Consider the following 19,568-nt stretch of genomic DNA (forward strand, 5'->3'; position numbering starts at 1 on the left):
GCGGTGCGTCTACCAATGGCCAACGGCATACTTGGGACATGAAATTCACAACCACCATCGTTGGCGATGGCAACAAGGCCGGCATCGAAGTTCCCGACGAGATCGTTGAAGGGTTTGGAGCCGGCAAACGGCCCCCTGTGGTGGTGACCATCAACGGGCAGAGCTACCGCAGCAGCATCGCGGTGATGGGCGGGAAGTACATGGTGGGCGTCAGCTCGGCCAACCGGGAGCTCACGGGCGCTTCGGCTGGAGACACAGTTGAGGTTGGCCTTGCAGTGGACACCCAGCCGCGCGTGATCGAGGTGCCCGAGGATTTGGCCGCCGCGCTGGATGCCGAACCTGAGGCAAAGGCCTTCTACGGGACCCTGAATTACAGCAGCCAGCGACGCTATGTTGAGCCGATCGGTGATGCCAAGACCGAGGAAACCCGTGTGCGGCGGATCGCCAAGGTGGTGGCGGACCTGAAGGCGGGGAAGAAGTAGCCTCCTGCCGGAAGCCCTACTCCGGTTTTTCCGTCAGCACGCTTCGACAAGCCAGCTGCAGAGCCAACCGCGCTTCCGGGTCCTCCAGGTTGATGGCAATGAGTGATTGTATTCGCTTGATGCGGTCGCTCACGGTGTTGCGGTGGACGTTGAGGATAGCTGCCGTCTCGGTCAACGAGGATTCGCAGTCCAGGAAAGTGGTGAGTGTCTGCAGGAGCTCGGGGCCGGCTTTGAGAAGCGGGGCAAGGAGTTCCCGTGCTGCTGGGCGGAAGGTGTCCGTTCTAGTCCAAATCAGCAGTAGCTGGGCCATATCCAGCCTGTCCACGTGCACAAAGTATCCGGAGTTTTCCCTGGCACCCGCGATGCGGGCGGCGTCGTTGGCTTCCTCCAGCGAGCTGACGATCCCTTCGGGTTGCGCTTGCAGGCGTCCCACTCCGAATTGGGTGGCTACCGTAGCTGCGAGCTCCCGTTGAGCCCGACGAAGCGCACTGCTGACGCGGCTGACTTCCGCCGGCCCGGGCTTGGAGGGGAAGCTTAGCCAGCCGGACCAGCCGTCTGACTGTTCAACCGTTGAAGCCTCGATCTTCTCGCGCATCAGGGCCCGGTCCAGGTCCGGTTTCCGCGCCACAAGATCCACGGATTCGCGCGTGATGACGCGGAACGCAATGTGGAATCCGTCCAAGGTCCATCCCAGTTCCAGCGCCCGCGCCCTGAAGGACGGGGTGACATCTCCAGCGTTGTCGATGAGCTGACCCAGCAGGGCGATGCGGTGCCGCGCGTCGCGCTCCCGCTCCAGCCGTTGCCGGGACAGGAGCTCGGATACCGCTATGGCCGCGACTTCCAAGGCTGCGCGGATCGCGGACCGCTCTTGATCCAACGTGGGGCCGGGGACAACCCGGAGCCGCGGACTGTTCTCTTGTTCCCGATGGACCGGCGCAAGGATTTCCGTCGCTGCGCTTTGTGGGCCATCCGTCTCCGGTACAGACCCAGGGCCTAAAGGGTCAGCGGAGATCAGTTTCCCGGACGGATCCACGAGCGTCACTTCATGCCCGATCGCGGCTCCCAGCCGCTGGAGCAGATGGGCGAGGGTGCCGTAGGGCGTTCGGCACTCGGCCGCCACGCGGGAGATCAGCTGCCCCTGAAGATGCGCGGCGCCGGACATCAACTCTTGCGCCGCAACGCCGAATTGCCAGGTGTTATGGACGGCCAGTACCAGCAGCCCCAAGCGTTCGGCGAGCCTTCTCACGTTGGGCGGCAACGCGCCGTCGTCGTTCTGTAGTTTTACCGCAAGGGCCACGACGCCGGCCGCTGAAGACAGCGCCAACAGCGCCTCCACGTCCCACGATACGCGCGACGGCAACGGCTCGAGGGGGATCAAAATGCAGTTGTGGAGAGTGAGGGGGTCGCCGTCGAGGGTCCGTTGTTCGCGGACCTGGCGATTGACCTCGGCGAGGGATCCGGACAAGGCAACCAGCGACGAAACCGTTGCGCTGCGCGGCTCCCCGACACTCTCCATCACGCCCGCCGTTGAGTGGTTCGTGACAGACCACAGCGGGATCGGGGGAATCATTCTGCTGCTCCGGTTCTCCTCGACGGCTATGCTCCCAATGATGCCACCGCCGCGCCGCCAACAGACGTTGGAGGCGCGGCAGCAAGGCCATGTTCGACGGCGGTCAGGCGCGGTAGCGCTCGATCGACTCGGTGTGCTCTTCCGGCGTTCCGTCCCACCTGTGGGAAGGGACGCCGTACCCGAAGTACCCCGGTCCGGCCAGTTCGAGGCCCTCCGTGGTGTGCCAGCGGGGATCACTGGGCGCGGTCAGGATGCAGACGCGTTGCCCGTATCGCAGGTTTTCGGTGGTGACCGGTTCTGCGGATTCTGCGTCCACCACAATGATCAGGTCCGGGGTAGTGGTCACCACGGTTCCGTCCTTGGTGGCCAGCAAATGTTCGTTCTGGAAGTGCAGTGAAAGAACGGAGCCAGTGTCGGCGGCCATGCCCTCGATCAAGGCCTGGCCCTTGGCGAAGCCCCCCGTTGTCTGGCGCTGCAAGTCGGCAACTTTTCCGAGGTGGATCACCCGGCCCCCGAGAGTTTCCGCCAACACGTCGCAGGGGTTCAGGTTGTTGTGCTGTGCCTCTGCAACGGCATCGCCGATGGTGATGGCGAACGACATGGAGCCGGCTACGAAGCTCTCGCGGGCTTGGGCGCCGGTCATGGCATAGGTGCTGTTGAAGGCGTTGCACCCCATTTCGATGGAGGCCTGGCGGGCAAAGCGCTCGGCCCAGAACGAGTCAATGGCTTCGATGACAAGAGTGTTGCCTTTTTCGTCAGCCAGGGCCATGGGAGTGGCATGGATTCCGTACAGCGGCGCCATTCCCATTTGTATTTCCGGGAACGCCCGTCCGATCAGGTCGCCGTCGATCAGCGGAATCCCCAACTGCGCGGCCGCTACGATCGGCAGCATCGAGTTGGATCCCCCGATCTCCAGGCAGGCGGTGTGGGTCGCGGTCCTGTTCAAGGACGCCGCCAACTTCTGGATGGTCAGGTGCAGGTTCTCCACGGTGTCGAGCTTCTCAACGGACACCGTGGGGGCGCCGATCGCCGCAATGGGAACGATGAAGGCATCATCGGGAAGGTCTTCGAGTGAGACGAGTTCAACGGGACCAAACTCGTGGATGGCCTGTTTCGCGAGGAGGGCTCCGATATAGGGATCGCCGCCTCCGCCTGTTCCCAGGATGGCCGCCCCGCGCGCCAGGGAATCGATGTCCTCCACGGTGATCTTCTTGAGCTTGCGGCCCTGCGTCACTTCAAGGGTCATGTCACTTTCCTAACGTGAGGTTGCCGGCTGCTTTGACCCGGACGCGCATGGCGTTTCCCGGCAGGTAAGGAATGGGTATGGCTTCCTGCTCAACAATCGTCACAGTGTCCGGGTTGGCGCCGGCGGCTACGGCGCGGTCAACGGCTTCCTGCCGGGCGGATTCCATGGCGCGCTTTTGATCGCCGTCCGCGATGGAGGACACGCGGTCCACCTCGCCACTGATCTGGGCGATTGCGGCCCCGTACGCGTTGGCGACGTCGAAATTCCCGGGGCGGTGGATGGTGCCCAGACCATCCAGTTTGTCTGCCAGCAGGATGGATCCACCCCCGACGGCGACAACCGGCAAGGCTGCCGACGAGGTCCGGATCCGGTCCGCGATATCGGCGATGGTGCGGTCGATCTGTTCCAGGGCTGACCTGACCACAGTGTCACTGATATGGCTCACCAAAGATGCGTCTCCGACGTCGGCCCTTCCGCTGCGGACGGCGATGTCAGTTGCCGTCAGGACGGAACCGCCAAAGACAAGCGACTCGTCGGTGAGGCGGTAGCCTACCGAGTCCGGGCCCACGGTTCCTTGGTCGGTCCTGACCCGGGAACCTCCTCCCAGTCCTGCCGATAGCACGTCCGGCATGCGGAAGTTGGTGCGGAGCCCGGCCAGCCGAACGTGGGTGCTGGACTCGCGGGGGAACCCGTTCACCAGGACGCCGACGTCTGTAGTGGTGCCGCCGATGTCCACAATCAGGCAGTCGGCGAACCCGGACAGTGCCGCTGCTCCGCGCATGGAGTTGGTGGGTCCTGAGGCGAAGGTGGCAACCGGGTAACGACGGGTGTACTCGATGTCCATGAGCGTGCCGTCGTTCTGGCTGACGTAGAGCGGAGCCGTGATGCCCTGCTCCAGCACGGCTTTTGCGAGGCCATCAACAATCCGGTTGGCCATCTCGGCGAGGGAAGCGTTGACGATAGTGGCGTTTTCGCGCTCCAGGAGGCCCACCCGGCCGATTTCGTGCGAGAGGGAGACGGGGAATTCCGGGCCGAGCTCTTCGTGCAGGATGGCCAGGGTGCGCTGCTCGAATTCATCGTTGACGGGCGAGAAGACGCTGGAGACCGCCACGGAACGGATGCCGTGGGCTGCGATGTCGGCAGCGTGGCGCCTTATTTCGTCGGGGTCGAAGGGGCTGATGGCACGGCCGTCGAACTCGTGACCGCCGGGGGCCATATACGCTCGGCCACTGACGGCGTTGATGAGAGTATCGGGCCAGTCAGTGAATGGTGGCAGGGAAGCGGTGGCCGGAAGACCCAGCCGGATCGCAGCTGTGGGGCAGAGGTCCCGCGCTTCAATAAGGGCGTTGATGAAGTGCGTGGTTCCGATCATCACGCCTCGGATGTGGTCCGGGCTGAAGCCATTCAGTTCCTTCAGCGCGGTGAGCACCTGCGTGATGCCGCTGGTGACGTCCTTGGTGGTGGGGACTTTAGTAGAGGCGAGCACCTGCGTGCCGTCCAGCAGTACAGCGTCCGTGTTGGTGCCGCCGACGTCAATGCCGATTCTCAGGCTGCTCATGGTGCGGTTACCGGTTCTTCCTTTGTGGTGTTTGGGGTGCTTGGTTGGTTGTCGCCGTAGGACCGCAGGAGATTCAGCTTGCCGGCGACGATGTAGAGGATGAAGGCGGCGGCCAGCGAGGTGAAGGCCGGAAGCCCGAAGGTGACGAAGTAGCCCAGCGTTGCGGAGATCGCCCAGATGACGAACGTGGCGGGGATCCAGTTGGGTGACTCAGCTGGTGGGAGCCCGGAGTCGCGGCTTGCTTCCAGGAGTGGCCGCCACTTCTTGACTACGAAGTATTCGGCCATGATGATGCCGGCTACAGGTGGGAACACGACGCCCAGGACCATGAGGATGTCGATGAACTTGTCCAGGATGCCTGCGGCTGCCAGCACCGTTCCGACGACGCCCAGCAGCAACGTCACGTGTCCCCGGTTCAGGCGTTTGTTCATGGCGCTGTTGAAGAAGGACACGACGCCGAGGCCGGCACTGTAGAGATTCCAGTCATTGATCTTGGATGTTCCCAGGACGATGATCAGGATGCCCACCCAGCCCACGGAGGAGAAGATGATTTGGGTGACGTCTGCCGTTTTCACGGCGTGGGCCAGCAGGACGCCGATCATGCCGATGCTGTAGTTGCCGAGCGTCATCCCGACGACGGTCTGCTTGACGACGTCGCTGGCGCTCCTGTTGTAGCGGGTCATGTCGGGCGTAATGACTGCCCCGAGAACAGCGCTTCCAGCAACGATGGTGGTGGCGGTGACGAAATCCAGTTGCGGCCCGGGAGGGGCATCGTTCATGAGCTGGCTGATGGAGTGATTGCTGAGCTCGGCCCAGGCTGCCCAGGCGATCAGGATCATGAACAGCGGCACAGTGATGTTGGCCAACCACTGCATTGATTCAAAGCCGCGGACCACAATCAGTGTGACCACCAGGCCAAAGACCAGCGACCAAGCCCAGGTGGGAATCTCGGGGACAATCTGGTTCAGCCCCGCGCCGGAAATCCCTGACTGGATACCGAACCATCCGATTAGGCTGATGCAGATGGCCAGTCCGAGAACCGAAGCACCCCCGCGGCCAAAGCCCGTCCAGCGGGCAAGCATGGATGTTGTGAGGCCTTGGCGCATGCCGGCGATGCCGACGAAGATCATGAGGGCTTCGACGATTAATGCGCCCACCGTGAACGCCCAGAAGGCATCCCAGAAGGTCATTCCAAAGCCAAACGTTGCCCCGAGAAGAAACTGGCTCAGGTCAGAAGTCTGACCGAAGCGTTGGACCGCGATGCCGAACCAGTGCTTCCGCTTCGTTGCGGGAACCCTGGTGATGGGGTAGTCATCGTGCCCTGTGTCGGAGGTGGACATGACATGCATTCCTTTCGAGTGATTCACTTCACAGTATCTGCGCGTCGTGCCAAGGTCATTGGGCAATGTGCAGTGCCCGATGCGGTCAACTGTGCACATCGCATGAGGGCAGTCTCTTGTTTCACGGCTGGACTACGATGAGTCGATGCCCTTCCACTATGGGCTGCGCTGCCGACCCCTTGGAGGACTCAATGCAGGGTTGCGGAACGCGAACGCACGACGTGCCGGTGTCTTCACAGTGACGGATGGCAGCGGGGAACAGTCATCGGGCTGGGTCAACGTTCCTCATGCACGGATCTACTGGGAATCGACGGGTAATCCCCATGGCGTGCCCGTCCTCTACCTCCATGGTGGGCCGGGCGGCTCGCTGGGGTTGGGAGGCTACCGAAAGCGGCACGACCCCAGCCGCTTCAGGACCATAGGCCTGGATCAACGCGGGTGCGGGAAGAGCACGCCTACTGCTCAAGATGACCTCGCACATCTATCGGTCAACACCACGCGGACCTTGATTGAAGACATTGAGGCGGTCCGCACTGAGTTAGGGATTGAGCGGTGGATCGTCACTGGAGTTTCATGGGGCAGCACTCTTGCGATCGCCTATGCACTGCAGCACCCAAGCCGAGTATTGGGCATTGCTCTCGTGGCCGTAACCACCAGCAGTCGCGCCGAGATCCAGTGGATCACGGAGGACGTTGGCCGCGTCTTCCCGGAGGAATGGAGTCGGTTCCAGCGCGACTCCAGTGAAATGTCAGGAGAGCGCCTTGTGGAGGCCTACGCCCGGCGGTTGGCTGGGGATGACCGGGAGGACGCGCGCCGGGCCGCCCTGGCTTGGGACCGGTGGGAATCCACGCACATATCCTTGGACCCCAACTGGACCCCGGGGCAGATGTTCGACGACGATCGGCAGCGGATGACTTTCGCCCTGTTAGTGGCGCACTATTGGGCCAACGACGGTTTCCTCACGCAGGAGAACGAGATCATCCCCCGCATCCATCAGCTCGACGGAATTCCCGGCTATCTGATTCATGGCAGGCGGGACATCAGCGGCCCCGTTGCTACTGCGTGGCAACTGCACCAGCGATGGCGGACGAGTCAGCTGCTGGTCATCGAGGATGAGGGCCACGGAGGCCCAGCCAGTATGGCGGCGCTCACGCAGGCCGTGGAAGAAATCGCAGCCAGGTTCGTGTGATGATCAGGAATGGCTTGACGAATTGATGTGAGGGGGACTGACCGTGGTCTACGACCGGGAACGTGAGCGGCGCGACGATGCTGTGTATGCGGAACATAAGGAAGCTGCTGCACGGGGCGAGAAGCGTGTCCTTCGCCGGACCAGCACGGGTGAGCTGCACAGCTATCCCGCAGCCGAGATCGGGTTTACGCCGGGACGGGGGCAGGCGCAGGTCAGTACGTGGTGGGGCATGGCAGTGTTGGCTGCTTTTGGGGCGGTGGGGTTCCTTGCCACGGTGGTGCTGTTCATCATGCCTGCTTTCCAAGGAGGCGGGCCCTCATGGGGTGCCCTGTGGCCCATGGGCATTGCGGGCTTCCTGGCTTGGTACGGGTTCAGCCTGTCCAGGGACGAATATCGGGCGAGGCAATTACGCAAAGAACGGGGATCCCCGAAGCCTGGCACGGGAAACGTCGACGTGAATCTGCTGGAGCTGGGTAGCCGTCAGTAGCCCGGTTCGAGGATGCTAACGAAGGACCCTTACCCTCGGCGTGGACGTGCGCTATCTCGGGCACCGGCTTCCTTGGCAGGAAGTGACCGGCAGCCACTGACGTTTTGCCAGAACGTTTGCCCGATAATCAACAGCTGCCTCCTGTGGCCGAACCTGCTGGGAGGCGGCTGTTGGCATGTGGCCGCCGCCTTAGGCGAGTGCCGTCGTCGTGCGTATTAGTCTTTACGGAGGCTGTACGTGCTGATCACGTTGCCCTTGCTGGTGGCGTACTGGTCCTCCAACACGAGCCGGTGGAGTGGGTCGCCGTCCTCAAAGAGCCGCCGCCCGCTGCCGGCCACCACAGGATGCGTCATGAGGGTCAGTTCGTCCAGAATGCCCGCGAAAAACAGCTGGCGGACCAGGGAGATGCTGCCGCAGACGGCAATCTCGCCGCCGTCACGCGACTTCAGCTCGGTGACGAACTTCTCCACATCGCCCTCGATCAGGTGCGAGTTCTCCCATTCAAGAGGCTCTGTGAGGGTGCGCGATGCCACGAACTTTTCCACGGGATTGATGAAGGCGGCAAAGTCCTCGTCCCGCGGGGCGTTGGGCCAATATCCGGCCCATTCCTGGTAACTGACCCGCCCCAGGACGACGGTGTCCACGGAATTGATCATCTTTGTGAGTCCCGTGCCCAGCTCGTCGTCGAAGCTGTCGAACTGGAACTTGAACGGATCCTGAACTACGCCGTCTACGGAGTGGAACAGGCCAGCGGTGACTTTGCGCAATTGTTTCTCCTGGTAGGCGGTGGCTATGACGACGATGTTAGGCGGCGCGGCTGGTGGTTTGGAGGCCTCGGGACGGAAGGGCGGTCACATTGTTGTGGTCCGGGCTGAGGCGCACGGGCACTTCGTGGAGTTCGGCGTAGACCTGCAGTTGTTTCAGCGCATCCTCATCAATGGTCGCTTGGGACAGGTCCATCTCAATTCCGAGACCGCCGCCAAGACCCTTGGTGCGTTGGACCACGGGATAGAGACCCTGAAGGCTCAGAGCGGTCACGCGACCGATTGCTGCGATCTGAATTTGTTCGCCGTCCACGTCGACGCGAACAACAACTGAGAGCTTCTCGCTGGCCAATTCACTGCCTTTCATCCTTGCTGCCACGCTGCAGCGCCCCCAGCGTATGTGCGATGTGTGACCTGCGCAACATTACGACGGCGATGACTGGCATGGCAGCTGCGGCTGAAGAGTACTCGAAGGCGTCTGAGGGAGTGTCCAAAGGCCTCACAACATGCCCATGAGTGGACTCTCCTTCGTGGTGGGCTCAGTTCCGACAGCCCGCCACGCCCCGGCCATCAAATTGGGGTGCTCCCTCTTGAGCACGTCCTTGATCTTTTCGTCGGCCTGCTATGCCCAGGATTGATCCCGGTTGATGCATGCGCCTTCTATCTGAATTGAGCTAACCCGGTTCTTCATGCCCATTGAAGCCAAGTTGACGCGTTCTCCACCGTAGGTAGCCCATGCCTCACCAGTGCAGTTGGGTCCGTCATAGATGTTGGCTCCGCTTGGGGTGTTGTTGATGAGTGATGCCGCGTTGTTGTTGACTTGGACTCCCCAGCCGTTCGCGCCAGCTGGGCCGTCGGTGAAGAGCTCGTTGCCCAGGCCGGCATCACTGTATGCGAAGTCAGCCCGTGCCCCTTCAAAGTTGCTGTTGAAGTACAGGCACACACGGTTTACCGGGCAGGCTTTGCCCGTACCCGAGGCATTAGCCGCAGGCGCTCCCGCTAGCAGTGACGTTGCAGCGAGTCCCAGCAGAGCGCCGGCGCTTGCGATCTTTGAGGCGAGTTTCATGGTTCTTACTCCTTTATCGGGGGTGTAGGTGGCCGTCCGGTTTCACCGAAGCGTGTTTGCGTATCCTCGCGCACGGCTGAGGTGTTCGCGATGGGGTGAACTACCCACAGCCCGACGCATCGCCATCATGGGCACTCCTGCCCATTTTGTCCCCTGGTTTGCACTGATAGTTTGCCCATATTCATTCAGGCCTATATGGGGAGAGACCATGAAGCATCAGAAGACCATTGCCCGTGTTGTTGCAGCGATCGCACTTGCCGCCGGAGGCCTCGCGGTTGCGGCGCCCGCACAGGCTGCGGGTTACACCTACCTGTACCCGACGGACTTCAGTACACAGTCCTCATGCAACACGAAGCGCCTCACGATGAACTCTTCCTGGACCCGTGCGAGTCAGTGCTTCATCATGACCGACACCGGGAAAGTCGTGTGGAAGTTCTCCGTCACTGTGCGTGGATAGTCCCGCTGCCAATAGGTGAGGTCAGCGAAACGCCAAGTGCCGCCGTCGTACTTCTTGTGAAAGTACGACGGCGGCACTTGCCGTATGTGGGTCGGTGACCGCTAGGCGGTCTGGCCGGCGTGCTGGCCCTCGGAGATCTCCTCGACCACCTTGGCGTTGAAGGCGGGGAGGTCGTCCGGGGTGCGGCTGGTGACCAGGCCTTGGTCGCACACCACTTCCTCGTCGGTCCAGTTGGCGCCCGCATTCCTCAGGTCCGTCTGGAGGGTGTGGTAGGAGGTGACGTTGCGGCCCTTGATAACGCCGGCATCGATGAGGATCCACGGTCCGTGGCAGATTGAAGCCACCGGCTTGTGCTGCTCAAAGAACGCCCGCGTGAAGTTCTGTGCGTCTTTGTCTACACGGAGATGGTCTGCGTTCACGACGCCGCCGGGAAGGACAAGGGCGTCGAAGTCGGAGGCGTCCGCGTCGGCCACGGCGAGGTCGACGTTGAAGGTGTCACCCTTCTCCACACCATTGAAGCCTTGGAGCTTTTCCTTGGACAGAGCCACAAGGGTTGGCTCGCCACCCGCGTCCTTGACCGCCTGCCATGGGCTGGTGAGTTCCACCTGCTCCACGCCGTCCGTCAACAGGAATGCGACCTTCTTGCCTGCGATGTTGTGTTCTGACATTGTTCCTCCTCCATTGCGCGGCGGAGTGCTTTTGAGCGTGGTCCGCCGCTGTGAGAGTTGTTTGTCTGACCTGTTCAAGCCTAGGGAAAGTGCTTTTAGTAAGCAAGCTGACTATCAGGGAAAACCGTAACTGCAGTTGCCCAACTATCGAATATCGATAGAATCAGGTTGTTGTTCGATAAAGGAGTTCTCGATGGGAAAGCTGACGATCCTCGCCTTGCGGGTTGTGATTGCCCTGGTGCTGGCGGGTTCATTGTTCGTGCAGGTGCGGATGGTGCCACTGCTTTCAACCGACCTGATGGAGGCAGGCGCCCCGGATGGGCCGCGGATTGCGCTGCTGGCCATCGTGGTCTTGGGAATTCTGTGTGTCCAGGTGGTTGCGGTCTGCGTGTGGCGTTTGCTGACCATGGTCCGCCGCGGGACGGTGTTCTCCCACCGGGCTTTCCGATTTGTGGACGTCATCTTCGGAGCCATCGCTTTTGCGGCGGTACTGATGTTTGCCATCGCAGTGATCCTGGCGCCCGGCGAGACAGCCCCTGGCATCGTTTTGCTGATTTGTGGTGCTGCGTTGATGATCGGGGGAGTGGCGCTGGTTGTGCTGGTCATGCGAACCCTGCTCGCCCAGGCCGTGGCGCGGGACGTCGAAGCCGCTGGTCTGAGGGCCGAGCTGGACGAGGTCATCTGATGCCGATCATCGTGGACATCGACGTTATGCTGGCCAAGCGCAAAATGCCCGTCGGAGTGCTCGCCGAGAAGGTCGGCATCACCCCGGCGAACCTGGCCGTACTCAAGAACGGGCGTGCGAAAGCCGTCAGGTTTACTACGCTCGAAGCCCTGTGCGAGGTGTTGGAGTGCCAACCAGGGGATCTGCTGCGATGGCAATCCGAGGATCGCTCCTAGACGGAATCGCGTATCACGATCGACGTTGGCATCCTGGTGACTCGTTCCGCCGGCTTGCCCTCGATCAGGTGAACGAGGGTCTCGGCCATTTTCTTGCCGAGTTCAACGATCGGGTGATGCACGGTGGTGAGGGCGGGCGTGACAGACGTAGCGAAGGAATCGTCGTCAAAACCGACGACGGCGATGTCTTCCGGAATGCGCAGACCCCGCCCTTGGATGGCGGTGTAGGCGCCGGCGGCCATCTGGTCGTTCGCTGCGAAAACGGCGTCAATGGGCACGCCGCGATCCAGCAAACGGTGCATTGCTTTGGCGCCGGAAGCCAAGGTGAAGTCGCCCTCCTCCACCAAACTTTCCCCAAGACCCGCCTCCCGCATGGCAGTCCTCCACCCAGCCAAGCGGTCGAGGCCCGGTGGCATGTCTTGAGGCCCCGCAACGGTGGCTACGTTTGTCCGGCCGCTCCCGGTCAATAACATGGTGACTTCGTAGGCCGCCTGCTCATTGGCGACATCCACGTAATAGCTCTCTTTGCCGCCCACCAAGGGGCGTCCGGCGAACACCATCGGTAGGGACCCCGAAAGGTGCGTCCACGAGTTGTCGCCACTGTGGTGCGACACCACCAGGACTCCGTCAACGTTGCCTCCGAGCAGGAAGCTGCGGGTTTTCTCCGGCTTGGATTCCGAGGAGATCACCATATTCAGCGTGTACTCGGTATCGGTGAGATACAGGGCAATGCCCTGCACTACCGAGGCGAAGAAGGGATCGGCGAAGACCTTGGACGTCGACTCCGGAACGATCAGCGTGACCGCATTTGCCCGGCGTTTGGCGAGCGAACGGGCTGCGCGGTTGGGCGTGTAGTCCAGTGCGAGGATGGCTTTCCGCACGGACTGCGCCATTTCAGGGTCAACGCTCGGGCTGTCGTTGACCACGCGGGACACGGTGGCCCGCGACACCCCGGCCAAGGCAGCCACCATCTCTAGGGTGGGTACCGGCCGGGGGCCGCTGGTGTCCTGCGTCATCGTTATCTCCGGAACGTAAAGAAAAGTATGCCTCTGAAGGCTACTTTAGGCGTTCACAGTGGCGTCGGCTGATGCCTTGGCCGAGGCGATGACCCGCGAATATGCCAGTCCGCTGTCCTTCACGGTCCGCTCATAGGTGTCGTAATCCACGCGAACCACCCCAAAGCGCTTGCCGTAACCCCAAGACCATTCAAAGTTGTCCAGGAGTGACCACACAAAGTAGCCGCGCACATCGGCGCCTTGGTCGAGTGCCTCGCCGACGGCGGTGATGTGGTCGAGGACAAACTGGGTTCGCTCGGCGTCGTGGACTGCGCCGTCTGGACTGACGACGTCGTCGTAGGCAGCGCCGTTTTCCGTGATGTACAGCGGCGGCAGCGTGGGGTATTCCTCGCCAAGGCGCACCAGGAGCTTCCGCAGTCCGTCGGGGTTGACCTCCCAGTTCATTGCTGTTCGCGGCAGGCCTCGGCTCGGGAACGCGATGTCCTCCGAACCGATCCAGCACGACGACGTCGGGCGGGTTGCGCCGCCCGAGTGGCCGTCGCCGTGTTCCGCGGTGGGGTGACCGCTGATGAGGTCATCGTGATAGTGGTTGACGCCCAGGAAATCGATGGGAGCACCGATGACTTCGAGGTCGCCGGGCTTGATGACGTCCCGGATGCCGAACTGCTCAAGGTCGCTGAGCGTGTCCTCGGGGTAAGCGCCGCGGAGGATCGGATCCAGGAAGATCCTGTTCTGCAGCGAATCGAACCGGCGCGCGGCATCGAGGTCCACGGGATCGGAAGGATCCCGCGGGATGGAGTTGCTGAGGTTGAGCGTGATCCCCAACTGCTGGGCGCCGCGGCTCCGCAGCTCGTTGACCACCAGGCCGTGGGCGAGGTGCTGGTGGTGGATCGCCGCGACGGCTGCTTCCGGCTCCTGACGGCCGGGAGCGTGCACGCCCGCCGCATAGCCAAGGAGCGAGGAGCAGAACGGTTCGTTGAACGTGGTCCAGTGCTGAACACGGTCACCGAGGGCCGAATAGACGTCGTTCGCGTAGTCGACGAAGCGGTAGGCGGTGTCGCGGTTTGCCCAGCCGCCCTTCTCCTCCAGCGCCTGCGGCAGGTCCCAATGGTAAAGGGTCAACCAAGGGAGGATGTCGGCGTCGAGCAGTTCATCGACCAAGCGGGAGTAGAAGTCCAGGCCTTCGGCGTTCGCTGTACGGCCGCCCGGCCGGACGCGTGACCAGCTGGTGGAGAAGCGGTAGGAATCGAGGCCCAGCTCCTTCATGATCCTGACGTCCTGGGGCATGCGATGGTAGTGCTGCACCGCGTCCTTCAGCGTCTCACCGTTGGCGATGGCACCCGGAACGCGGGCGAACGCGTCCCACACGGAGTCTTCCTTGCCGCCCTCGTGGCTGGCGCCTTCCACCTGGGCTGCGGCGGTAGCCGAGCCCCACAGGAAGCCCTCGGGCCACACCCTGTTAAAGGGGGTGATCGCTGGGTGGGTTGTTGCTTCGAATGGCATTAGCCCTTCACTGCTCCTTGCATGATTCCGGAAATAAGTTGACGGCCCGCCAGGACGAAAAGTGCCAGCAGCGGAAGTGTTGCCATGACGGCGCCGGCCAGGACGATCGAGTAGTCCACGTACCGGGCCGACTGCAGTTGGCTGAGCGCCGTCTGCAAAGTGGGGTTGCCGGCGTCGAGCACCAGCAGGGGCCACAGGAAATCAGTCCATGCCGTCATGAACGTGAAGAGGCCCAGGATTGCCATGGCCGGGCGCGCGGCCGGCAGTGCCACATGCCAGAACGTGGAGATCATGGACGCGCCATCCATGCGTGCGGACTCGATGAGCTCGTCCGGGATCACGTCCACCAAATACTGCCGCATGAAGAAGACACCGAACGCTGTTACCAGCGTAGGGATCACGACGGCGCCGATCTCACCCGTCCAGCCGAGCGTTCGCATCAGCATGAACAGCGGGATGATGCCGAGCTGCGTGGGGATGGCCATGGTGGCAATCACCGCGACCATCAGCCAGTTGCGGCCGCGGAAGCGCAGCTTGGCGAACGCGTATCCGGCCAGGGTGGAGAAGCCCACCACCGAAATGGTGATGATGCCGGAGATCAGGACGCTGTTGCCGAGTGCCAGCCAGAACGGGACGGTGTTGAAAACCTCCCCGACGTTGGTCCAGAAGTTGCCGCCCGGGAACAGCGGCGGCCAGGTTTCGCCGAGAGCTTCGTTGGAGCGGCTGCCGATGATCACGGACCACCACAGCGGGTAGGCGGAGGCCAGGAAGAAGGCGAGCAGCAACCCATAAGTGAGGAAACCGGGTCGCCGGCCGTTGCCGAAAAGTGCTTTTCGAGTGGCCAGGGATCGGGAGGCTCGCTGAGGGGCCGGTGCTGGTGGCCGGTTTTGCGTGAGGGTCATTTCCCGCTCCTCGGGGTTGAGTCTGGTGCCGCGCCCGGTGCCGCTGCCGCCTGGGCGGTGAGGCCGGCGTCGTCCGCTTTTGTGGTCGCAGCGGAAGAACGCTGACGACGGCGGCGGCTGGCTGCGCCGCGATCGTCGCCGTTGGTGGCGATGCGGCGTGAGATCAGCCAGTTCACGATGCCGAAGAGCAGGATGATCAGGAACAGGAGCCAGGCGATGGTGGAGGCCTTGCCGAAGTTCTGCCGCTGGAAGGCCATCTCCCACAGGTACAGCACGGTGGTCTGGAACTGTCGTGCCGTTCCGCCGGCTGCTACGGGATCGAAGAGGCGGGGCTCGGTGAAGATCTGCAGCCCGCCGATGGTCGCAGTGACAATGACGAACACCATGGTGGGCCGGATGCTCGGCAGTGTGATGCTGAAGAAGCGGCGGACGGAACCGGCGCCGTCGATTGCTGCGGACTCGTAGATATCGCGGGGCACCGACTGCATGGCGGCCAGGAGGATCAGCGCGTTGTAGCCGGTCCAGCGCCAGTTCACCATGGTGGCGATGGCGATGTGGCTGGGAAGGGTGTCGTTCTTCCACATCACCGGGTCGATCCCGAAGCTCGACAGGATGTTGTTGATGAGCCCGTACTGCTCGCCGAACATGTTGGTGAAGATCATGGCGACAGCCACGGGAGTGACAACGTAGGGGAGCAGGATGCTCATGCGCCAGAACGTCTTGGCGCGGAGGTTCTGATCCAGGACCGCGGCGATGATGGTGGCCATGATCAGCTGGGGGATGGTGGAGATCAGGAAGATGCTGACGGTGTTGAACAGGGAGTTCCAGAAGAACCTGTCCTGAAGAACCTCAGCGAAGTTCTGGAATCCAACAAACTCGCCCTGGCCTTTGAGCAGGTGCCAGTCGAAGAGGGAGACGAAGAAGGTGTAGCCCAGGGGAAAGAGGCCCACCAGGGCGAACAGGATGAAGAACGGGGCGATGTAAAAGTACGGGGACGCCTTCATGTCGAAGACGTTGAGGCGTTGGCGGAACGTCGGTTTCGGTTTGGTGGCGGCCGTTCTGCCGGCCGCCGGGCGGTTCAAGGTGGTGGTCATGGTCGGGTCTCAGACTCTGTGAGGGGGCCTCCGGTTTCCCGGAGGCCCCACGGCCGGGTGCTGCTAGTTGTTGACCACGAGGTCGTTGAGGAGCTTGACGGCTTCATTCCAGGCTTCATCTGCGGTGCCCTTGCCCGAGTCGAGCATCTTGAGGGCCGGGCCGAACACATTCTCCTGGATCACGGAGTCATCCGGACCCTTGAACTGGGCGATGACACCCTCAGCGCGGGACTCAAAGATGGCGCCGTAGGGAGCGTTGTTGAACAGTTCGTTCGGCTTTGCTGCTTCCACGATCTTTGCCTGTGCTTCAAGGGTGCTCGGGAAATTGTTCGCTGCAGCGGACTGCTTGATCTGCTGCTCAGGTGCGGTCAGCCATGCTGCCAGCTTGGCTGCTTCAGCGGGGTGCTTGGAGCTCTTGGGAACCGAAAGGAATGCGCCGCCCCAGTTGGAAGCACCGCCGGGGAAGACATCGGCTACGTCCCAACCGCTGGCTGCCCCGCCGCCTGCTGACTCGAGCTGGCCCTTGATGGTGCCGAGCATCCATGCCGGGCAAACGTGCGTGGCGAAGGAGCCGTCGACGAATGCCTTGCCGTTACCCCAGTCGAACTGGGTCTGGTTGGAGGACAGGCCATCGGCAGTGCCGGCCGCGAGCATGTCGAACTTTGCCCGCATGTCCTTATTGCCCTCGACGTTGAGCTTGCCGTCCTTGGTGTAGTAACCCTCGTCCATCTGGTTGACCATGGAGTTCCAGACGAAGCCGGACTGGTCATACCAGGCCTTGCCCGTAGCCTCTTTGTACTGGCGGCCCAGCTTGAAGTACGTGTCCCAGCTTGCGTCCTTGCCGCCGAACAATTCCGCGACCTTCTCACGGTCGCTCGGCAGGCCTGCTGCTTCAAAGAGCTTGCCGTTGTAGCACAGGGCCTGCGGTCCGATGTCCGTTCCGTAACCGATCACGCGGCCGTTGGGGTCGGTACCCTGCTTGAACTTCCAGTCCACCCAGTTGCCCTTGATGTCGTCGGCGCCGTGCTCCTTGAGGTCCACGAACTGGTCCGAAACCTCCATGATGGAGCCGAGCCAGCCTTCCTCGATTGCCGTGACATCGCTGAGTCCGGAGCCGGCGGCCAGCTTGGTGAACGCATCGGTCCTGGCGTTGGAACCACGGTCGATGTTGGTGGCCTCGATGGTGACGCCGGGGTTCTGCTTCTCGTATTCGGCATACAGGTTGTCGTATCCGAAGGTACCGAACGTTGTCACGGTCAGTGTGACGGGGTTGTCGCCGCTCGCCGCTTTGTCGCCTCCGCCGCTGCAGCCTGCCGCCACGAGGGCAAGAGAGGCTACGCCCGCCAGGGCAGTGAATTTCCTTAGTCGCGAAAACTCCACGATCACTCCTTTGTGTGTTCGAGAGACCGTACGCCTGTGGCGAGAGAGCGCTCTCTGGGATGTGGGACCAATGTATGTGCTGCAAGTCACGTACGTCAAGAGAGCGCTCTCTCACGGTGGCTCTGTGTCTTCGTAAGTCGGCCCGCCGAGGGGTTAGCTCTCAAGTTGCCGAGGGGTTGGCTCTCGGGGGTATGGAGGGCTCTTTCTGCCGAGAGCTCGCCCCTCGATGGGCGCTCTCCACCAACTATCCCGAAGGGTCGCATTGGTGCCGGCAAAGGTGATGGTGTTGCCAGAAACGATTTCTGACAGGCGCGTCCAGCGCGCCCGGCGATAGCAGCAAATCGCGTATAATAAGAAGCGATTCGGGAGGCCTGATGCAACTGCAAAACCCCTTGAGGGCGATATGTCCGACGCTTGAGGCGGATGTCCTTATGGCACTGGCGGACGGGCGTCCAAGTACACCCGGGCATTTGGTTCGGGACCGTGGCATCCATGCCTCGGTGTCTGGCACTCGGCGATGCTTGGAGCGACTTCAAGACAGCGGCATTGTCATGGGCGTACAGGTCGGCAACCGAACCGAGTACACCCTGAATTCGTCTCACATGCTCGCCGGCGTCATCGCTGAAGCCTCCCAGGGCAGGGAACGCTTCACGCGTTTCGTATCCCGCGCAATATTGAGATGGCCTGAACGCCCCCTGCAGGTAACTCTTTTTGGTTCTGCCGCACGCGGGGACATGCGCAACGACTCTGATATCGACTTGCTGTTCATCGTTCATGACGGCACCGGCGATGAACTCTATGAGCAGATCGGGGATCTGGCCCTAGACGTCTACCGTCTCACCGGCAATGACGTTCGCCCGATGATCTACGAAGCGTCCGAAGTTCGGAAGGCGCCCATATTCGACTCGATTATGAGAGAAGGCGTTCACCTTCAAGGTGATCGCCATTGGTTGTCGCGCCACCTCCGTGCTTCGAGGTCGCGGGTCTGACTCGGGCAAGGCCGGCCACATGCGGTCCCAGTCAGTTGCCACCGGTGTTAGCGTTCGAGGGTGCATTCTGTTGACTATGGGGCGGGGACCCCAATCCTGATCATTCACGGATTCTGCGTTGATCATCGCCTTTTGTTGGGGCTCGACCCCGTATTCGATGCTCACGGTCAGTGGCGGCGGGTCTACGTGGACTTGCCGGGCATGGGCCAATCCGCGGCAGGACCCGAGATCGATAGCGCGGATGCCGTGGCCAAAGCAGTTGTCTCCTTTGCCCGAAAGACCTTCGGTGCAGAAAGGTTCGCGATCCTCGGAAACTCCTTCGGTGGCATGATCGCCCGTCACCTGGTGGCCGAATTCGGGGAACAGGTACTGGGCCTGGCGCTCCTTTGCCCAGTGGTCGTTGCGGATCACGGTTCCCGGACCCTTCCTGCCAAGACAGTGCTCCAAACAGACCCGACCTTGTTGGCGGCCTTGGAACCCGCGGATGCGGCCGACTATGAGGCCATGGCCGTGGTCCAATCCCCCGAGAATTGGTTTCGTTTCCGAGATGCGGCCCTGCCTGGGTTAAGAGTCTTCGATCAAGCAGCGGTCCAGCGGATTTCGAGCAGCTACGCACTCCGTGCCGAGCCGGAAGATCGCTTGGCCAACTTTCGGGGACCCACGCTGATTCTCGCTGGGCGCCAGGACCATGTAGTGGGGTTTGAGGATCAGACCGAGCTCGCGCGCAGCTACGCACAATCCACCACCGCCGTTCTTGATCGAGCCGGTCACAACGCGCACCTGGATCAACCGGAGCTAACGGCTGCCCTCGTCGGGGACTGGCTTGGCCAGGTGGAAAGGTCCATGGGACGCGAGGCCGCGGACTGACGCGTTTTGCCTGAACCACGACGGCGGTCCTCGCCTTAGTCTGAGGCGAGGGTTATCCGGAACGCGTGACATTCCTGCCGGTGCCACCCC

General features: G+C 62.2%; 21 protein-coding genes. 8 read left to right on the top strand and 13 right to left on the bottom strand.

Annotated elements, in window-relative coordinates:
- Positions 1–38: 38 nt before the first annotated feature.
- Complete coding sequence (locus AB4Y77_RS20185) at positions 39–482, top strand: YdeI/OmpD-associated family protein (RefSeq protein WP_442015123.1); 444 nt, start codon at positions 39–41, stop codon at positions 480–482.
- Positions 483–498: 16 nt separating this feature from the next.
- Here AB4Y77_RS20185 and AB4Y77_RS20190 read toward each other — a convergent pair whose 3' ends face one another.
- The 4 genes from AB4Y77_RS20190 to AB4Y77_RS20205 form a co-directional block, all read right to left on the bottom strand.
- The gene (locus AB4Y77_RS20190; protein ID WP_442015124.1) at positions 499–2,052 is read right to left on the bottom strand and encodes a PucR family transcriptional regulator; all 1,554 of its coding nucleotides are present in this window, start codon (positions 2,050–2,052) and stop codon (positions 499–501) included.
- Positions 2,053–2,155: 103 nt separating this feature from the next.
- A complete protein-coding gene (locus AB4Y77_RS20195; RefSeq protein WP_442015125.1) occupies positions 2,156–3,298 on the bottom strand; it encodes a DUF917 domain-containing protein in 1,143 nt (380 codons plus the stop codon).
- Between the two features lies 1 nt (position 3,299).
- Positions 3,300–4,856 (bottom strand): hydantoinase/oxoprolinase N-terminal domain-containing protein, encoded by a 1,557-nt coding sequence (locus AB4Y77_RS20200; protein ID WP_442015126.1) that lies wholly within the window; start codon positions 4,854–4,856, stop codon positions 3,300–3,302.
- A complete protein-coding gene (locus AB4Y77_RS20205; protein WP_442015127.1) occupies positions 4,853–6,196 on the bottom strand; it encodes a purine-cytosine permease family protein in 1,344 nt (447 codons plus the stop codon). Before AB4Y77_RS20205 ends, AB4Y77_RS20200 begins: the two co-directional genes overlap by 4 nt.
- 145 nt (positions 6,197–6,341) lie before the next feature.
- Between AB4Y77_RS20205 and pip the strand changes: the two genes are divergently transcribed.
- Together pip and AB4Y77_RS20215 are read left to right on the top strand one after the other, a co-directional pair.
- On the top strand, positions 6,342–7,385 hold the full coding sequence (gene pip, locus AB4Y77_RS20210) for a prolyl aminopeptidase (RefSeq protein WP_442015128.1): 1,044 nt from the start codon (positions 6,342–6,344) through the stop codon (positions 7,383–7,385).
- A gap of 43 nt (positions 7,386–7,428) precedes the next feature.
- On the top strand, positions 7,429–7,872 hold the full coding sequence (locus AB4Y77_RS20215) for a hypothetical protein (RefSeq protein ID WP_442015129.1): 444 nt from the start codon (positions 7,429–7,431) through the stop codon (positions 7,870–7,872).
- Positions 7,873–8,087: 215 nt separating this feature from the next.
- Here AB4Y77_RS20215 and AB4Y77_RS20220 read toward each other — a convergent pair whose 3' ends face one another.
- The 3 genes from AB4Y77_RS20220 to AB4Y77_RS20230 all read right to left on the bottom strand — a co-directional run bounded on the left by AB4Y77_RS20220 (position 8,088) and on the right by AB4Y77_RS20230 (position 9,702).
- Positions 8,088–8,639, bottom strand: a complete 552-nt coding sequence (locus AB4Y77_RS20220; RefSeq protein WP_442015130.1) for a dihydrofolate reductase family protein — start codon at positions 8,637–8,639, stop codon at positions 8,088–8,090.
- 37 nt (positions 8,640–8,676) lie between these two features.
- Entirely contained in the window at positions 8,677–9,003 is a 327-nt protein-coding gene (locus AB4Y77_RS20225; RefSeq protein WP_442015131.1) for a hypothetical protein, read from the bottom strand.
- Positions 9,004–9,258: 255 nt separating this feature from the next.
- Entirely contained in the window at positions 9,259–9,702 is a 444-nt protein-coding gene (locus AB4Y77_RS20230; RefSeq protein ID WP_442015132.1) for a peptidase inhibitor family I36 protein, read from the bottom strand.
- A gap of 208 nt (positions 9,703–9,910) precedes the next feature.
- Between AB4Y77_RS20230 and AB4Y77_RS20235 the strand changes: the two genes are divergently transcribed.
- A complete protein-coding gene (locus tag AB4Y77_RS20235) occupies positions 9,911–10,159 on the top strand; it encodes a hypothetical protein (protein ID WP_311212590.1) in 249 nt (82 codons plus the stop codon).
- Between the two features lie 101 nt (positions 10,160–10,260).
- On the opposite strand, the gene AB4Y77_RS20240 is transcribed toward AB4Y77_RS20235, so the two are convergent.
- Positions 10,261–10,827 (bottom strand): type 1 glutamine amidotransferase domain-containing protein, encoded by a 567-nt coding sequence (locus tag AB4Y77_RS20240; protein ID WP_442015133.1) that lies wholly within the window; start codon positions 10,825–10,827, stop codon positions 10,261–10,263.
- A 193-nt stretch (positions 10,828–11,020) separates the two neighbouring features.
- Between AB4Y77_RS20240 and AB4Y77_RS20245 the strand changes: the two genes are divergently transcribed.
- Positions 11,021–11,512 (top strand): DUF2975 domain-containing protein, encoded by a 492-nt coding sequence (locus tag AB4Y77_RS20245; protein ID WP_442015134.1) that lies wholly within the window; start codon positions 11,021–11,023, stop codon positions 11,510–11,512.
- Positions 11,512–11,727 carry a helix-turn-helix domain-containing protein gene (locus AB4Y77_RS20250; RefSeq protein ID WP_311212593.1) on the top strand — a complete coding sequence of 72 codons (216 nt, stop codon included), beginning with the start codon at positions 11,512–11,514 and terminating at the stop codon, positions 11,725–11,727. Before AB4Y77_RS20245 ends, AB4Y77_RS20250 begins: the two co-directional genes overlap by 1 nt.
- On the opposite strand, the gene AB4Y77_RS20255 is transcribed toward AB4Y77_RS20250, so the two are convergent.
- The 5 genes from AB4Y77_RS20255 to AB4Y77_RS20275 all read right to left on the bottom strand — a co-directional run bounded on the left by AB4Y77_RS20255 (position 11,724) and on the right by AB4Y77_RS20275 (position 17,622).
- Positions 11,724–12,743 (bottom strand): LacI family DNA-binding transcriptional regulator, encoded by a 1,020-nt coding sequence (locus AB4Y77_RS20255; protein ID WP_442015135.1) that lies wholly within the window; start codon positions 12,741–12,743, stop codon positions 11,724–11,726. The two genes, AB4Y77_RS20250 and AB4Y77_RS20255, sit on opposite strands and share 4 nt — an antisense overlap.
- 45 nt (positions 12,744–12,788) lie before the next feature.
- A complete protein-coding gene (locus AB4Y77_RS20260) occupies positions 12,789–14,246 on the bottom strand; it encodes a GH1 family beta-glucosidase (RefSeq protein ID WP_442015136.1) in 1,458 nt (485 codons plus the stop codon).
- On the bottom strand, positions 14,246–15,148 hold the full coding sequence (locus AB4Y77_RS20265) for a carbohydrate ABC transporter permease (protein WP_442015137.1): 903 nt from the start codon (positions 15,146–15,148) through the stop codon (positions 14,246–14,248). The genes AB4Y77_RS20260 and AB4Y77_RS20265 overlap by 1 nt, the downstream gene beginning before the upstream one ends.
- Positions 15,145–16,242, bottom strand: a complete 1,098-nt coding sequence (locus AB4Y77_RS20270) for a carbohydrate ABC transporter permease (RefSeq protein ID WP_442015138.1) — start codon at positions 16,240–16,242, stop codon at positions 15,145–15,147. The genes AB4Y77_RS20265 and AB4Y77_RS20270 overlap by 4 nt, the downstream gene beginning before the upstream one ends.
- Positions 16,243–16,305: 63 nt before the next feature.
- A complete protein-coding gene (locus tag AB4Y77_RS20275) occupies positions 16,306–17,622 on the bottom strand; it encodes an ABC transporter substrate-binding protein (RefSeq protein ID WP_442015139.1) in 1,317 nt (438 codons plus the stop codon).
- Positions 17,623–18,173: 551 nt separating this feature from the next.
- Here AB4Y77_RS20275 and AB4Y77_RS20280 point away from each other — a divergent pair.
- Complete coding sequence (locus AB4Y77_RS20280) at positions 18,174–18,611, top strand: nucleotidyltransferase domain-containing protein (RefSeq protein WP_311212599.1); 438 nt, start codon at positions 18,174–18,176, stop codon at positions 18,609–18,611.
- A 60-nt stretch (positions 18,612–18,671) separates the two neighbouring features.
- A complete protein-coding gene (locus tag AB4Y77_RS20285; protein ID WP_311212600.1) occupies positions 18,672–19,478 on the top strand; it encodes an alpha/beta fold hydrolase in 807 nt (268 codons plus the stop codon).
- Positions 19,479–19,568: the final 90 nt, after the last annotated feature.

Origin of the sequence: Paenarthrobacter sp. YAF11_1 (assembly GCF_052113445.1) — a bacterium.
Taxonomy (GTDB): Bacteria; Actinomycetota; Actinomycetes; order Actinomycetales; family Micrococcaceae; genus Arthrobacter.

What these genes read in the sequence shown, in the direction of transcription:
- AB4Y77_RS20270 (WP_442015138.1), bottom strand. Translation starts at nt 16,242, where the DNA reads ATGACCACCACCTTGAACCGCCCGGCGGCCGGCAGAACGGCCGCCACC.
- AB4Y77_RS20235 (WP_311212590.1), top strand. Translation starts at nt 9,911, where the DNA reads ATGAAGCATCAGAAGACCATTGCCCGTGTTGTTGCAGCGATCGCACTT.
- AB4Y77_RS20280 (WP_311212599.1), top strand. Translation starts at nt 18,174, where the DNA reads ATGGGCGTACAGGTCGGCAACCGAACCGAGTACACCCTGAATTCGTCT.
- AB4Y77_RS20225 (WP_442015131.1), bottom strand. Translation starts at nt 9,003, where the DNA reads ATGAAAGGCAGTGAATTGGCCAGCGAGAAGCTCTCAGTTGTTGTTCGC.
- AB4Y77_RS20260 (WP_442015136.1), bottom strand. Translation starts at nt 14,246, where the DNA reads ATGCCATTCGAAGCAACAACCCACCCAGCGATCACCCCCTTTAACAGG.
- AB4Y77_RS20195 (WP_442015125.1), bottom strand. Translation starts at nt 3,298, where the DNA reads ATGACCCTTGAAGTGACGCAGGGCCGCAAGCTCAAGAAGATCACCGTG.
- AB4Y77_RS20185 (WP_442015123.1), top strand. Translation starts at nt 39, where the DNA reads ATGAAATTCACAACCACCATCGTTGGCGATGGCAACAAGGCCGGCATC.
- AB4Y77_RS20265 (WP_442015137.1), bottom strand. Translation starts at nt 15,148, where the DNA reads ATGACCCTCACGCAAAACCGGCCACCAGCACCGGCCCCTCAGCGAGCC.
- AB4Y77_RS20255 (WP_442015135.1), bottom strand. Translation starts at nt 12,743, where the DNA reads ATGACGCAGGACACCAGCGGCCCCCGGCCGGTACCCACCCTAGAGATG.
- pip (WP_442015128.1), top strand. Translation starts at nt 6,342, where the DNA reads ATGCCCTTCCACTATGGGCTGCGCTGCCGACCCCTTGGAGGACTCAAT.
- AB4Y77_RS20190 (WP_442015124.1), bottom strand. Translation starts at nt 2,052, where the DNA reads ATGATTCCCCCGATCCCGCTGTGGTCTGTCACGAACCACTCAACGGCG.
- AB4Y77_RS20200 (WP_442015126.1), bottom strand. Translation starts at nt 4,856, where the DNA reads ATGAGCAGCCTGAGAATCGGCATTGACGTCGGCGGCACCAACACGGAC.
- AB4Y77_RS20240 (WP_442015133.1), bottom strand. Translation starts at nt 10,827, where the DNA reads ATGTCAGAACACAACATCGCAGGCAAGAAGGTCGCATTCCTGTTGACG.
- AB4Y77_RS20205 (WP_442015127.1), bottom strand. Translation starts at nt 6,196, where the DNA reads ATGTCCACCTCCGACACAGGGCACGATGACTACCCCATCACCAGGGTT.
- AB4Y77_RS20250 (WP_311212593.1), top strand. Translation starts at nt 11,512, where the DNA reads ATGCCGATCATCGTGGACATCGACGTTATGCTGGCCAAGCGCAAAATG.
- AB4Y77_RS20230 (WP_442015132.1), bottom strand. Translation starts at nt 9,702, where the DNA reads ATGAAACTCGCCTCAAAGATCGCAAGCGCCGGCGCTCTGCTGGGACTC.
- AB4Y77_RS20245 (WP_442015134.1), top strand. Translation starts at nt 11,021, where the DNA reads ATGGGAAAGCTGACGATCCTCGCCTTGCGGGTTGTGATTGCCCTGGTG.